Source organism: Ruegeria sp. H9 (assembly GCF_056532915.1).
In genome coordinates, this window is record NZ_JBQFNX010000002.1 from 813,566 (window position 1) to 826,928 (window position 13,363).

At 56.7% G+C, this 13,363-nt stretch carries 13 protein-coding genes; 5 read left to right on the top strand and 8 right to left on the bottom strand.

The features are described from left to right. Window positions 1-12 precede the first annotated feature (12 nt). A complete protein-coding gene (locus tag ACR0CZ_RS12605) occupies window positions 13-1,692 on the top strand; it encodes a BCCT family transporter (RefSeq protein ID WP_170396620.1) in 1,680 nt (559 codons plus the stop codon). 342 nt (window positions 1,693-2,034) lie between these two features. Here the strand turns inward: ACR0CZ_RS12605 and ACR0CZ_RS12610 are convergent, their stop codons facing one another. The 7 genes from ACR0CZ_RS12610 to ACR0CZ_RS12640 all read right to left on the bottom strand — a co-directional run bounded on the left by ACR0CZ_RS12610 (window position 2,035) and on the right by ACR0CZ_RS12640 (window position 8,966). Next, window positions 2,035-2,469: a Gfo/Idh/MocA family oxidoreductase gene (locus tag ACR0CZ_RS12610; RefSeq protein WP_480503328.1), complete on the bottom strand. Its 435-nt coding sequence runs from the start codon at window positions 2,467-2,469 to the stop codon at window positions 2,035-2,037. After that, window positions 2,445-2,837 carry a Gfo/Idh/MocA family protein gene (locus tag ACR0CZ_RS12615; protein WP_480503330.1) on the bottom strand — a complete coding sequence of 131 codons (393 nt, stop codon included), beginning with the start codon at window positions 2,835-2,837 and terminating at the stop codon, window positions 2,445-2,447. Before ACR0CZ_RS12615 ends, ACR0CZ_RS12610 begins: the two co-directional genes overlap by 25 nt. Before the next feature lie 808 nt (window positions 2,838-3,645). After that, window positions 3,646-4,623, bottom strand: coding sequence for an HpcH/HpaI aldolase/citrate lyase family protein (locus ACR0CZ_RS12620; protein WP_170396618.1), 978 nt, complete (start codon window positions 4,621-4,623; stop codon window positions 3,646-3,648). Between the two features lie 28 nt (window positions 4,624-4,651). Next, a complete protein-coding gene (locus ACR0CZ_RS12625; protein ID WP_170396616.1) occupies window positions 4,652-5,623 on the bottom strand; it encodes a 2-hydroxyacid dehydrogenase in 972 nt (323 codons plus the stop codon). Further along, window positions 5,623-6,513: a succinate--CoA ligase subunit alpha gene (sucD, locus tag ACR0CZ_RS12630; RefSeq protein ID WP_170396614.1), complete on the bottom strand. Its 891-nt coding sequence runs from the start codon at window positions 6,511-6,513 to the stop codon at window positions 5,623-5,625. Before sucD ends, ACR0CZ_RS12625 begins: the two co-directional genes overlap by 1 nt. Next, entirely contained in the window at window positions 6,513-7,709 is a 1,197-nt protein-coding gene (locus tag ACR0CZ_RS12635; RefSeq protein WP_170396612.1) for a malate--CoA ligase subunit beta, read from the bottom strand. The genes sucD and ACR0CZ_RS12635 overlap by 1 nt, the downstream gene beginning before the upstream one ends. 15 nt (window positions 7,710-7,724) lie before the next feature. Further along, the gene (locus ACR0CZ_RS12640; RefSeq protein ID WP_170396610.1) at window positions 7,725-8,966 is read right to left on the bottom strand and encodes a pyridoxal-phosphate-dependent aminotransferase family protein; all 1,242 of its coding nucleotides are present in this window, start codon (window positions 8,964-8,966) and stop codon (window positions 7,725-7,727) included. A 215-nt stretch (window positions 8,967-9,181) separates the two neighbouring features. On the opposite strand from ACR0CZ_RS12640, the gene ACR0CZ_RS12645 reads away from it, so the two are divergent. Next, a complete protein-coding gene (locus ACR0CZ_RS12645) occupies window positions 9,182-9,817 on the top strand; it encodes a response regulator transcription factor (protein ID WP_255612072.1) in 636 nt (211 codons plus the stop codon). Between the two features lie 784 nt (window positions 9,818-10,601). On the opposite strand, the gene ACR0CZ_RS12650 is transcribed toward ACR0CZ_RS12645, so the two are convergent. Further along, a complete protein-coding gene (locus ACR0CZ_RS12650; protein ID WP_170396608.1) occupies window positions 10,602-11,279 on the bottom strand; it encodes an aspartate/glutamate racemase family protein in 678 nt (225 codons plus the stop codon). Window positions 11,280-11,542: 263 nt separating this feature from the next. On the opposite strand from ACR0CZ_RS12650, the gene ACR0CZ_RS12655 reads away from it, so the two are divergent. The 3 genes from ACR0CZ_RS12655 to ACR0CZ_RS12665 all read left to right on the top strand — a co-directional run bounded on the left by ACR0CZ_RS12655 (window position 11,543) and on the right by ACR0CZ_RS12665 (window position 13,361). After that, window positions 11,543-11,965 (top strand): DUF2852 domain-containing protein, encoded by a 423-nt coding sequence (locus ACR0CZ_RS12655; RefSeq protein ID WP_170396606.1) that lies wholly within the window; start codon window positions 11,543-11,545, stop codon window positions 11,963-11,965. A gap of 65 nt (window positions 11,966-12,030) precedes the next feature. Further along, a complete protein-coding gene (locus tag ACR0CZ_RS12660) occupies window positions 12,031-12,462 on the top strand; it encodes an RDD family protein (RefSeq protein WP_170396604.1) in 432 nt (143 codons plus the stop codon). 74 nt (window positions 12,463-12,536) lie between these two features. Continuing rightward, window positions 12,537-13,361: an arginyltransferase gene (locus ACR0CZ_RS12665; protein ID WP_170396602.1), complete on the top strand. Its 825-nt coding sequence runs from the start codon at window positions 12,537-12,539 to the stop codon at window positions 13,359-13,361. The last annotated feature ends 2 nt before the right edge of the window (window positions 13,362-13,363 follow it).

Genomic DNA, 13,363 nt, shown 5'->3' on the forward strand with positions numbered 1-13,363 from the left:
GGAGGAATACAAATGTCAATGAAACCACCACTATCGGAACTTCCGATAAAAACCGCTGACAACGGTTTTTACCGGGGGTTCAGCGTCAACGTGACGGTGATCAGCAAGATCGTCATCAGCCTGCTGGTTGTTTGGTGCATAGTCTGGCCAACACAGGCGGGTAGAATTCTTGGCGATTGGAATGCCGCCATTCTTTCGCAGTTTGCTGCCTGGTATATCTGGGTTGTTACCGGGTTTGTCATCGTCTGTATTGGGCTGGCCATCTGGCCAACTGCAGGACGTATGAAACTTGGCGTAGAGGGCGAGAAACCCGAGTTCTCTAACTTTTCCTGGTTCTCGATGATGTTTGGCGCGGGCATCGGTGTCGGAATGTTAACTTGGGCGGTCGCCGAACCTGTCGCGCATTTCAAGAACAATCCGTCCGTTATTCAGGGGGTGACGACTGCACTGGATGCAGACAATGTCCGAACGGCGTATGTTTGGTCATACCTACATTGGGGTTTCGGGGCGTGGGCATGCTATGCGATAGCTGGCTTGGCGCTTGCTTTCTTCAGCTATCGTCGCGGACTGCCGCTAACGATCCGCTCCTCATTGACCCCACTGTTTGGTAAATCACTGTCGGGCAACCTCGGTCATCTGATCGACATCGTCGCCGTTGTCGCCACTATTCTTGGGGTAGCCCAGACGCTCGGCTTCGGTGTTGAACAGTTCGTTGCAGGTCTCACACGCATCGGCATCGGTGGGCTCGCACAGCCCGATGGTTCTGCGACAAACTTGGGTATCGTCGTCGCTCTGCTTGTCATCATGGGCGCGTCGACCTTGTCGGCCCTGTCCGGTGTTGGCAAGGGCATCAAATGGCTTTCGAACATCAATATGGGCCTGTCGATCTTCCTTCTGGGGTTCTTCATCCTGTTCGGAGCGACCTTCTTTGGCGCCAAAGCGTTTTTTGTAGGCATATGGGACTATGTGGTCGCGCTGCCATGGCTGAGCTTCAACGTATACACATCTGATGGTGTTGAAGGGTCGGAAGCGTTCCTTCTTGCGCAGTGGCAGGGCTGGTGGCCGGTCTTCTACTGGGCGTGGTGGATCGCGTTCGCACCTTTCGTCGGTTTGTTCCTGGCGCGGATTTCCAGAGGCCGGACAATCCGTGAGTTCGTGTTGGGCGCGATGATTGTTCCCGCACTAATGTGCTTTGTCTGGTTCGCCTGGGCCGGAGGCACGGCTATCGACCTGGAACTGAACGGAGACGCAAACGGCGTCATCCTGGATGCGGCGAACGGCGACAAGATCTTCGCGATGACAGAACACATGCTTGCTCCGATTGCAGAAGCATTGGCGTGGGCAATGGCCGCCGTGATCGTTGTCCTGCTGATGACGTTCCTTGTCACGTCTGCAGACTCGGCCGTGCTGATCGTGAATACGATCAACGCAGCTGGCGACGAAGGTCCCAAGGCAAGGCCTCACATCATGTTCTGGGGCGCAGCTCTGGCACTTGTTGTCGGGGGCTTGCTTGTCTCAGGTGGTACCGGAGCCATCCAGACCGCTATGGTGATAGGTGCATTGCCCTTCTCTATTGTAATGGCGTTGATGTGCATCGCACTGATCAAAGCAATCTGGAATGATGGGCGGCGCGAAGCAGCGGGCATCGCGACAACAATCTCAGCTGAAGCAACGACTATGCCGGCCGAATAGAGGTTGAGGAAATATCTTTGATTGGCCTCCGGTATTTCGGAGGCCATTTTCTGTCTGGCCCTCAATGCCAACCCATCAAATGTGTGAGCAAACTGAAACTGATTCAAATCTGTATTCCAGTTTGAAGTTGTTTGCGACAATGTCGGCCAATGTGGACGCTTTACTACAAGTATCGCCCCGCACCTTTTTGCCGACAATCGAGGTCGCGCACATGATCCGTAAAGGTCAGCTAACGCTCGGAGTCTGTTCCTTTCAAACACTCAAAGAACTGACCACTTTATACCGCAGGTCAGATGCATTTCTTAAAACTTCAGGGGGCTTCGCTGCAGAACCTTTATGCACTCATGCGGCACCATCGGCCTTCGTCTTGGCCGATGCCAGTACGCTTGAGATAAATGCCATACCCAACAAACCGTCAAAAAGACCGGGCAGTAAGTGGTCCGCCTTATCCTCACATCGGATCAGTTCGGCGGCCTCGGCGTAGAGGGTTGCAAAGCCTTCCAAATATCCTTCAGGGTGGCCCGGAGGGATACGAGTTGCTCGTTGGGCGGCTTGCGGCAGCACCGATCCTGATCCACGTGTCAGGAGCTGCATAGGCTGGCCAAAGCGGGTGAATTGTAGGTGGTTAGGGTGTTCCTGTGACCACTCCAGACCACCACGTTCGCCATAAACCCGCAAACGCAGGCCGTTTTCGTTTCCCACGGCCACGTGACTGGCCCATAGCATTCCACGCGCGCCACTAGCATAGCGCATCAAGACGTGGGCGTTGTCGTCCATCTGGCGGCCCGGAACCAAGCTTGAAAGGTCAGCGGCAAGGTGCGATGGCACTTCGCAGTTACAAAATGTGCCAGATTGAACGCGTGAGTACCGATATCACCAATTACACCAGCACCGGACCGAATTGGGTCGGTGCGCCGGTCGGACTGCTTGTTGTCCGATGCGGTGGGTACGGCCAGCCAGTCTTGCGCATATTCCACTTGCACCAACCGCAGCTTGCTCAACTCGCCCGCACGCACCATGCCACGTGCCTGACGAACCATTGGATAACCCGTGTAGTTGTGAGTCAGTATAAAATGAGTTGATGACGCATGTCGGAAGCGCAGAATGGCGTACTCGGCATCACGTTCGGTTTCAAGATCGCCCATCTTTGCGAACCAGGCTCTTATGTGCCCGAATAGTTCGGTATCCGGATCGTAAACCTGTTCGAGATCTTACGAGTCGATGACGGGTTCATGCAGCTTTCGAACCTGACATGGTGCCCTGTTCAAACCACTATGCTGTAGATTCAGTTTTTGACCGAGGCTTAGGTCATCTGGCTTAATACCTATCATGCGACACTGATTGAACGTCTTGGCCCCCTGCTGTCGTCGTCAAAATTGACATGGTTCAAAACCGCGTTTGCGCCGTTGCCACTTTATAGAAGCCGGTTCTGTCGTGACGGGACCCGTTGCAATCTTTTGACCATTGACCTTGGTGGATCTGGCGCCTGTTTGGCGAAAGGTATTATCCAGTTGACGGTCTGCTATTGGTCTCCTTCAAAAGGCGGTTCAGTGCAGCGTGGTCCAAGACTACGCTCCGCTCCGACATGGTTTCTTCTGGGTCCCGGCAAGAAACACGCTAGCGCAGGTAGCGGAAAACCGCGTGGAAGATCACTTCATCAGGAAAATGTGCTCCCTTGAGTAAGATCAGTACGTACCGCTCCTGTCTGTTTTGCGAACGCCGCCAAAAGAACTACCTTGCAAGCGACAATTGGGATCGTAGATTGCGACAGAACCTATCTGGTTTGGTCCGAAAAACATCGTTTTCAGGCAAGGCTGTGAGTGTTCAGGGTAGTGTGTTGCAGACTTCAGCCATATCGAATGAATGACCACCGAAGTCTGCAGATGTTGCCTGCCCCGGACCTGCCGAGGCAAGCGCGCGCACCCCTACTTCAGTGCCCAATGCGGGCTAAAATCACGCTGCCGCAATCTGGCGAGCCTTTTCGACCATGACCTCCGCCTGGCGGATCGAGGCATAGTCGATCAGACGACCATCCAGCGACACCGCACCTTTGCCTGCGGTCTCGGCCTCGGCCATAGCAACAAGGATACGCTGCGCCTTGGTGACTTCGGCATCGCTGGGTGACATGACCTCGTTCGCCAGAGCGATCTGGCTGGGATGGATGGCCCATTTACCTTCGCAGCCCAACACCGCCGCCCTTTTGGCAGCTGCCTTATAGCCTTCAGGATCCTGGAAATCACCGAACGGACCATCAATCGGACGCAGACCGTTGGCACGGGCGGCGACAACCATACGGGCGAGCGCGTAGTGCCACATATCGCCCCAATGGGTCGCGCGCGCAGCATCGCCATCCGGGTCGGTCAGAACCGAATAGTCGGGGTTCACACCACCGATGATCGTGGTCCGCGCGCGGGTCGAGGCTGCATAGTCCGCCACACCGAAGTGCAGGCTCTCATTGCGGTTCGAGGCCGCCGCGATTTCGCTGACATTCTGCATGCCCAGAGCGGTCTCGATGATATGCTCGAACCCGATGCGTTTCTTGTAACCCATCGCGTCTTCGATCTGCGTGACCATCATATCGACGGCATAGACATCTGCTGCTGTGCCGACCTTGGGGATCATGATCAGGTCCAGCCGCTCACCGGCTTGTTCGACTACATCCACAACATCGCGATACATGTAATGCGTATCCAGCCCGTTGATGCGCACCGACATTGTCTTGCTGCCCCAGTCGATATCGTTCAGGGCTTGAATGATGTTCTTGCGGGCCTGCTCTTTTTCATCCGGGGCTACCGCGTCTTCGAGATCTAGGAAGATCACGTCCACATCCGAGTTCGCGGCTTTTTCGAACATGCCGGGCTGGCTGCCCGGCACGGCGAGTTCGCTGCGGTTCAGGCGCGCGGGGGCCTGTTCGATGGCATAAAAGCTCATGGGTTTTGCTCCTTTGAAGAAGGGTGCGTCAGATCACGCGGTCACGGGGTGGGCGACCAGCGAAGAAGTCGCCCAGATTGTCCAGCACGCGAAAGCCCATGGCTTCGCGCGATTCTTTTGTTGCGCTGCCTAGATGCGGCAGCATCACCAAGTTGTCGCATTGCAACAGGTCAGGGTTGATGCGCGGCTCGCCGTCGAAAACATCCAGCGCAGCGCCGCCGATCGTGTCGAATATCAGCGACTGTACCAAAGCGCGCTCGTCCACTACCTCGCCGCGCGCGGTGTTGATCAGGAAGGCGTCGGGTTTCATCAGGTCCAGCCTGCGCCCGTTGATCAGGTGCCGGTTCGCGGCCCCGCCGGGGCAATGCAGCGAGACGAAATCGCAATGCGGCAACAGATCGTCCACTGTCTCGACCTGCGTGGCGTTGAATTGCTTCAGTACGTCTGGCGACACGGTGCTGCGGTTCTGTACGAGAATTTTCATGCCGAAACCGTGATGAGCGCGGCGGGCCATTTCCTGACCGATGCGGCCAAAGCCGATGATGCCCAGCGTCTTGCCGCTGACCTTGGTGCCGACCAAATGGGTCGGACGCCAGCCGGTCCAGCCGCCAGCGCGCAGCTCGCGCTCGCCCTCACCGGCGCGACGGGCGACCATCAGAAGCAGGGTCATGGCCAGATCGGCGGTGCATTCAGACAGAACATCGGGCGTGTTGGTGACCGTCATACCCAGATCACGGGCCGCCGGTTCACAGATATGACTGTACCCGACGCCGTAATTGGCCAAAATCTTGGTCTGAGCTGCGGCCACGTCCAGCGCTTCGGCGCTAAGCGTGTCGGTGACGGTGGGCAGAACCGCGTCGTATGTCTTCAACGCGTCGCGGAGTTCCGCCGGAGACATCGGATTGTCCCCGGTATTTAGCACGGCGTTGTAGTTTTCGGCCAGTTGCGCCTCGACGGCGGCAGGCCAGCGACGGGTGACAAGGACCGAAGGTTTGACCATCACGCAGCCTTTCCCATGACACGGGCGATAGTCTCGCCGATCACCGCGGGGTTTTCAGCAACCGTCACACCAGCCGCTGACAGGATTTCCACCTTCTCGCTGGCGCTTTCGCCAAAGGCCGAGATGATCGCGCCAGCATGGCCCATGGTCCGGCCCTTGGGCGCGGTCAGACCCGCGACATAGGCCACAACAGGCTTGGTGACGTGGTCACGGATATATTCTGCAGCCTCGGCTTCCTGAGGGCCACCGATCTCGCCGATCATAGCTATGACCTCGGTGTCTTCGTCCTGTTCGAACCGCTCAAGGATATCGCGGAAGGACGAGCCGTTGATTGGATCGCCGCCAATGCCGACGCTGGTTGAGACACCGATGCCGCGCTCTTTCAACTGCGCCGCAGCCTCATAACCCAGCGTGCCCGAGCGTCCGATGATGCCCACATTGCCTGGCAGGTAGATATGTCCCGGCATGATACCCAGCAGCGCCTTACCGGGGCTGATGGTACCGGCACAGTTCGGACCGGTCAGCACCATGCGCTTGTCCTTAGGATAGCGGTACATGTAGCGTTTTACGCGGATCATGTCCTGCGCGGGGATGCCGTCGGTGATGCAGACGCAATAGCGAACACCGGCATCTGCGGCCTCCATGATCGAATCCGCCGCGAACGGAGGGGGCACGAAGACAAGGCTAGCCTCGGCGCCAGTGGCCTCAACCGCCTGTTTGACGGTGTCGAATACGGGTACGCCTTCGACGGCCTCTCCGCTTTTGCCGGGAACAACGCCGCCAACGACGTTGGTGCCATATTGCACCATATCCTTGGTATGCAGGCGCGCCATGCGTCCGGTGATGCCCTGAACGATAACGCGGGTGTCGCGGTCCAGAAGAATGCTCATTACACAGCCCTCATCTTGGTGTTTTGGGACAGATCGTTGCGCCATGCACCCACAGCGCGTTCAGCGGCTTCCATAAGGGTTGTCGCGCGGATGATTGGCAGGCCCGATTTGGCCAGGATTTTCTGACCTTCCTCGACATTGGTGCCCGCCAGACGCACGATGACCGGCAGGTCGATTTCTAACTCGCGCAGCGCCTGTACTACGCCCTCGGCCACCCAGTCACAGCGGTTGATGCCTGCGAAGATATTGACCAGCACCGCCTGAACGTTGTCATCGGACAGTACCAGTCGGAACGCTTTGGCCACCCGCTCGGGCGAGGCACCGCCACCGATGTCCAGAAAGTTCGCAGGTTCACCCCCAGCCAGCTTAATGGTGTCCATCGTGGCCATGGCCAAACCGGCACCGTTCACGATACAGCCGATATTGCCGTCCAGTCCGACATAAGACAGTCCGCGATCCGCCGCGCGGCTTTCGCGCGGGTCTTCCTGACTTTTGTCTCGCAATTCAGCAACCTGCGGATGGCGAAACAGAGCATTGTCGTCAAAGCTCATCTTCGCGTCCAACGCCAGCACACGGTCGTCACCAGTGATGACCAGCGGGTTGATCTCGACCATAGTCGCGTCCAGCTCGCTGAACGCAGCATAGCAACCCTGCAGGGTACGGACCATGTGTTGAATTAGGCGAGGTTCCAGCCCCAGATTAAACGCTATTTCGCGGGCCTGAAACTCCTGCAGTCCAACGGCAGGTTCAACGATTGAGCGTACGATACTGTCGGGGCGCTCAGATGAGATTTCTTCGATCTCCATCCCACCTTCCGAAGAGGCCACGATCATCACCCGCTGACTGGACCGATCCAGCACAAAGCCCAGATAAATCTCGCGATCAATCGGTACGGCGGCCTCCACATAGACGCGGTAGATGCCTTTGCCCTCGGGGCCGGTCTGGTGCGTCACCAGCTTGCGGCCAAACATCTCGTCACAAGCCTCGTATATTTCGCTTTCCGAGTTGCACAGCTTTACACCACCGGCCTTTCCACGCCCGCCAGCATGGACTTGCGCCTTAATAACCCACTTGTCACCACCCAACTCACGCGCGCGATATGCCGCTTGCTCGGGGCTGTAGGCCAAAGCCCCCGAAGGGACCTCGACGCCGAAATTCGAAAGAAGTTCTTTCGCCTGATATTCATGGATATCCATCTGCATTCCCTCCCGTTATGCAGCGATAGATGTGCCGTAGCGACTTTCCAAAAGTGCTTCGATGGCTTCGAAATCAACCGAGCCGCCCATCTCGCGGATGGCCTGGGCGAACAGCCTGACGATGCGACTGACCGATTGGTGGGTTAGCTGGTTCAGGATGCCGATACGGACTTGAACCGGGGCGCTGAGCGTGGGCCAGATGCCAAAGCCACGGGCGCGGCAGTTCTGTACCAACTCCATCTCACGACCCGCCAGCTCCGCGGGCAGGTTCAGCACCACAAGGCTGGGCATGTCCGAGGTGACCTGGCAACCCATCGCGGTGACGGCGTCGCGCAGGACGGCCTCATGCGTGCGATAGGAATGCGCACGTTTGACCAATCCCTCCTGCAGAGTCAGGCGTAGCGATTCATGGAAGGCGGCGACCGCATAGCCCGAATGGGTACGGTGATAGGTGCCCTTTTCCACGTCTTGCCCATCAACGATGCCCCAGTGGCGTGCTTCGAAAATCGGGTTGTGGACGTATGTATAGGCGCCGGAGGTCTTCAGCGCGTCGATATAGGCGTCGGTGAAGCTGACCGGCGCATAGGTCAGCGGTAGGCAGCACAGCCCTTTTTGCGGGCACGAGGCCCATCCCGCGACACCCGGATAGTCATCGATGCGGAAATCCGCGATACCCAACGACGATACGGCATCGATCAAACCCATCACATCGTGGCGTTCACAGGCATCCGAGAAGCCACGCAGGTCGTTGACCCGACCCGACCCGGTTTCCCAATGCGCCATGAAGGCCCACTTCGGTTTGTGCGTGGCCAACACCTCTTCGACCATCTCGCCTGTGACGGGCTGGCCATGAGGAACCTCAATAACGGCGACACTCGCAGCTTGTGGGTCCAGAGGGTTGGTCGCGTGCTCTTCCGGTGTTGCAGCCTTGATCCGCAGAGTCATCGCATCGATGCCCGAGAAGGTGCCATTGGTGAAGGCCACAACCTTGTCACCCGGCATCACCGCCGAGAACATGGTGTCCAGCCCACTCCATCCGGTGCCAGCAACCGCGAAGGTATGGGTGTTGGCGGTGCCCCAGATCAGACGCAGCATGTGCTTGCATTCGATCATGCCACGCAGCACGTCGCTCTGCATGTGGTCGGCAACGCCGGCGCTGGCAAACGCCTGCAAAACACGTGCGTCGGTGTTTCCCGGTCCTGGGCCAGCGGCCAGCGTCTCGGGGATGTCGAGCGTTGGATAAATCTGAAACGTCATGTGCTCCTCCTGTGCGTCGGGTGTGTTCGATACCGCCGATCGCCTTGACCCAGAGGAAAACTGAAACTTGCGCCGGGGCACAACGTAACTTACTACAGCTTTAGCATATCTTGTTAGGTGGGTATTAACCTACCCATTTTGGTAAATATGCCAATGTATACTGAAAGCATCCCCACCAAAATGGGTAGGTTTAGATAAAATCAGACGGGAAAACAATGTCCGACACATCTCAACGCCCCATTGATGTCATGCTGGCCAACAACAACCCTTTGGTGCTGTCGGCCATGTCCGAGATCTTCGAGCGCGACCCGCGATTCTCTCTGGTGGCCACTTCAGCGACCGCCGAGGGATTTCTGGGCACAGTCATGCGGGTGCCGGTTCAGGTGGGGATCGTGTCCTGGGAACTTCCTGCTTTGGGCGCGGCAAAACTGATTGAGGTTCTGCGCGAGCAGACCAACGCGCCACGCTTTGTGGTCTATGGGGACGAGGCTGGGGACGTACCGCGTCAGGCTATGCAGGCCGGGGCCGCAGGGTTCGCGCCGCGTTCGGGCGAGGTCGAAGGCTTGCTGGAAACCTGTGTCGATGTCGCTAAGGGCAAAATGGTATTTCCCTATATCGACGTGCGCAAAATGCATCAAAACCCGTTGCAGACTCTGTCGCGCAAGGAACTCGCTATCCTTGAGGCACTGGCGCAGGGCATGTCCAACAAGGAATTGTCGAAAGAGCTGCAGATTTCGACCAACACGGTAAAGTTCCATCTGTCGAACATATACGACAAGCTGTCGATCAAGAACCGCGCGCAGGCGATTGCCTTCTATTACGCTTCAAAACTGGACAACGGAAACTCGTGAATTGCGAAACCTCGTGACGTCCGTTGCTAAGGTTTAGATTGCTAAGCGGCTGGTTCAGCGAATTGATGAAACGGACAGATTACGGGTGTGATTTGACCTTTGCGGATCATGTGCGTCACTTACCTTTCGTCGAGCGTTACCCCCGCTGATTTGAGCGCGCTGATCCAGCCGATCAGAAGTTGAGCGTATGAATGACATTTGGGCCATGGACATCGCGTCGGACCGGCTGGCGTAGATCAGGGGCAAACCAGCGGGCTATGCCTACTTTGAGGCGTTGTTGCTGTGCACTGAATTTCTGGACGCAGATATACGCTGATGCTCTAGCCCAGATTTTGTGCCCGTAATTCTAGGATATACACGGGACACCAAATCGCTATTGGGCCGCCCAAGGGCAGCGATTCAGTTGGGGGACCCGAACCTGATCGCAACCCTCGTTGCCTTCGTTCTGTAGTAAACTCGGTTCGAACACGGCTTCGAACTCAGAGCCTTTCACCCTGACTTGACTGGTCGAAAAAGAGCTTTGCCATAGTCTTTGCGACCCGACCACCGTGAGCGGATACATCAACGGGCAGTAATAATCGCCTTCGGTTGTCTTTCGAGCATTCTTTCCCGATGTTGCGCTAAATATTTCAATCATGCGCCCTGCGCATTGCCTGCCATCCGCCGCGGCAAATGATCTTGTGCATCAACTAATTTCAACGATTGAACGCATCAATTAACAATTTTGATAAGCAACATACCATTGCTACCACTCGACCTCTGACGCAACTAGTAAAAAAACCGGCTAGGAATAAGAACAAAGCTTTGACGTCGTCAATCTGGATTTGACAAGGGCTTCGGCAAAAGTGACGGCACATGCAACGTCATCTACCACCGGCAGGCCGAACTCTTCGGACAGTTGTGACATCAGATCTGTCATGCCAGCGCAGCCCAGAACAATCGCTTCCGCTCGGTCTTCTTCGATTGCGGCGCGTATCTCTGCCCGTATTATATCGATGGTCTTGGGGTCGTTTTCCTCCAGCTTCAAAACCGGCACATCCGAAGCCCGAACCCTGACACATCTGCGATCTAAGCCGTATCGCAACAAGTTTGCCTCTAGCCCTGCTAGAGATCGGGACAAAGTGGTGATGACGCTAAATTTTGGACTGATCATGGAAGCCGCGTGGTAGGCCGCCTCCCCAACGCCGATGACTGGCGCCGAAGTGACGCAGCGCACGGCGTCGACTCCGGTATCATCGAAACAAGCAACAACAATTGCGTCCGCATCAGCATGCGCCTTCACGACCTCCAGAAGACCGGGAACACAGGTAGAGACCTCCAGATAGCCCTGAATGCTGGCGGGGCCTTCTTGCGAATTGGCGGCAATGATCGTGGTTTCGGAATGCGCAGCGGCCCGTGCAGCTTCTTTGATCTTTCGCGTCATGGAGGCGGTGGTGTTGGGATTTACAACAAGCAGTTTCACAGCGTCCTCACACTTCTCCGCCCAGATAGGCGGCTTTGATCCGGGGACCAGTGAGCGAAGAAACCAGAAAACGACTTGCTGCAATTATCCATGTCGAAATTTGAATAAAACCATGGCGCGCTTCACCCCGCTGATTGATCCGCCCGGTCAGACGCTGGATTCCGAAAAATGTAAATCTTTTTCACATACCCCCTTGCAACCACCTATCCCCCCTCCCATCTTGGTAATGTGAAAAGCATTTACATCCTAACTGGAGAGAGCACATGACCGCATTGTCCGACCACGCCGTTCCCCAAAATCCGGGATGGCTGCACCGAAGCGAAGCCTGGCTTGATAGCAAGGGCAAAGGCGCCTGGATCGCCGCAATGGTCCTTGGCTTTATCTTCTTCTGGCCCATCGGCCTGGCCTTTCTTGCCTATATGATCTGGAGCAAACGCATGTTCAGCAAATCCTGCAGCCGCCGTTCGTCGTGGAACAGCCACATGAGCGCCATGAAACCTTCGGGCAACAGCGCGTTTGACGCCTACAAGGCCGACACCCTGGCGCGTTTGGAGCGCGAACAGAAAGACTTTGAGGCGTTCCTGCACCGCCTGCGCGAAGCCAAGGACAAGGCCGAGTTCGACGAGTTCATGGACGAACGCGCCCGCGATAATCGTGATGACGAAAACGGCGAACAACCTGCCTAATTGCGGCTTGCCCTGTCCCGCCCATCGGGACAGGGTGTTTCTGCACAATACCCGGATTACAGTCTATGTCTCATCTGCCTGACCCCGACAGCCAACCCGAATTCTACCAATCCGTAGCGACCAAGCGCTTTTTCGCGTGGCTGTTCGACATCGCCTTTATCTCATTGCTCTGTACAGTTGCGATTCTGCTGACCTTTGGCATGGGCTTCTTCATATTGGCGCTGATCTACGCAGTCATCAGCTTTGTCTATCGCGTTGTTACCATCGCCAACGGCTCGGCCACGCTGGGGATGCGCTTCATGGGGATAGAATTGCGTGACGCCTTTGGCGCCCGAATGGATACGGGGAAAGCCATTGCACATACGGCAGGTTACTTTGTCAGCATGGCGATCCCGGTACTACAGATCATTTCGGTCATCATGATGATGACCAGCGCCCGCTGTCAGGGCCTGACCGATGCCTTCCTCGGCACCGTGATGATCAACCAGCGCGCCTAAAAACACCTGAGTGAAACACTTGGCTGCGCCAAAAACCGTTGCTATCATCGGTTCCGAGGAAATGCGGGACCTTCATGCGACACACGCTGCCAATTGCGCCACAATTCTATGTGACGGCACCCCAGCCCTGCCCTTACCTTGAGGGCAGGATGGAGCGCAAACTGTTCACCGCCCTACAGGGGGAAGGTGCGGATCAATTGAACAATTGCCTTTCGCAACAAGGATTTCGCCGCTCGCAGAACGTACTGTATCGCCCGTCCTGCACCGACTGCGCCGCCTGTCTATCTGCCCGTATCGATGTGTCAGCCTTTCAGCCAAGCAAAAGCCAAAAACGGGCCCACAAGCGCAATTCCTACTTGATCCGACGTGCAACATCGCCCTGGGCAACGGATGAACAGTTCGACCTGTTCCGTCGGTATCTGGACGCGCGCCATGCGGATGGCGGTATGGCCGATATGGATGTCTTCGAATTCGCCGCGATGATCGAGGAAACCCCGATCCGCAGCCGAGTCGTAGAATATGCCGATCCCGAAACCGGCGAGCTGATCGCCGTCAGTTTGACCGATGTACTGGATGACGGACTGAGCATGGTTTACTCATTCTACGATCCAGAGTTCCAGCAAAGCTCGCTGGGCACTTACATGATTCTCGACCATATCGAGATCGCGCGCGAGGCAGGGTTGCCCTATATTTATCTGGGCTATTGGGTGCCCGGCAGCCCCAAGATGGGGTACAAGGCCAAATTCGCGGGCTTGCAGGTCTATATGCAGGGTGAATGGCAGCGAATTAAAAATCCCGAGCAGTGTGACCATACGGCCCACCACCCCCTTTCGTCGGCCCCGATTGCCGAGCAGGTGGCCAACATCCAGCTGCCTGACCGCCACCCCACCAAAGGTTAATC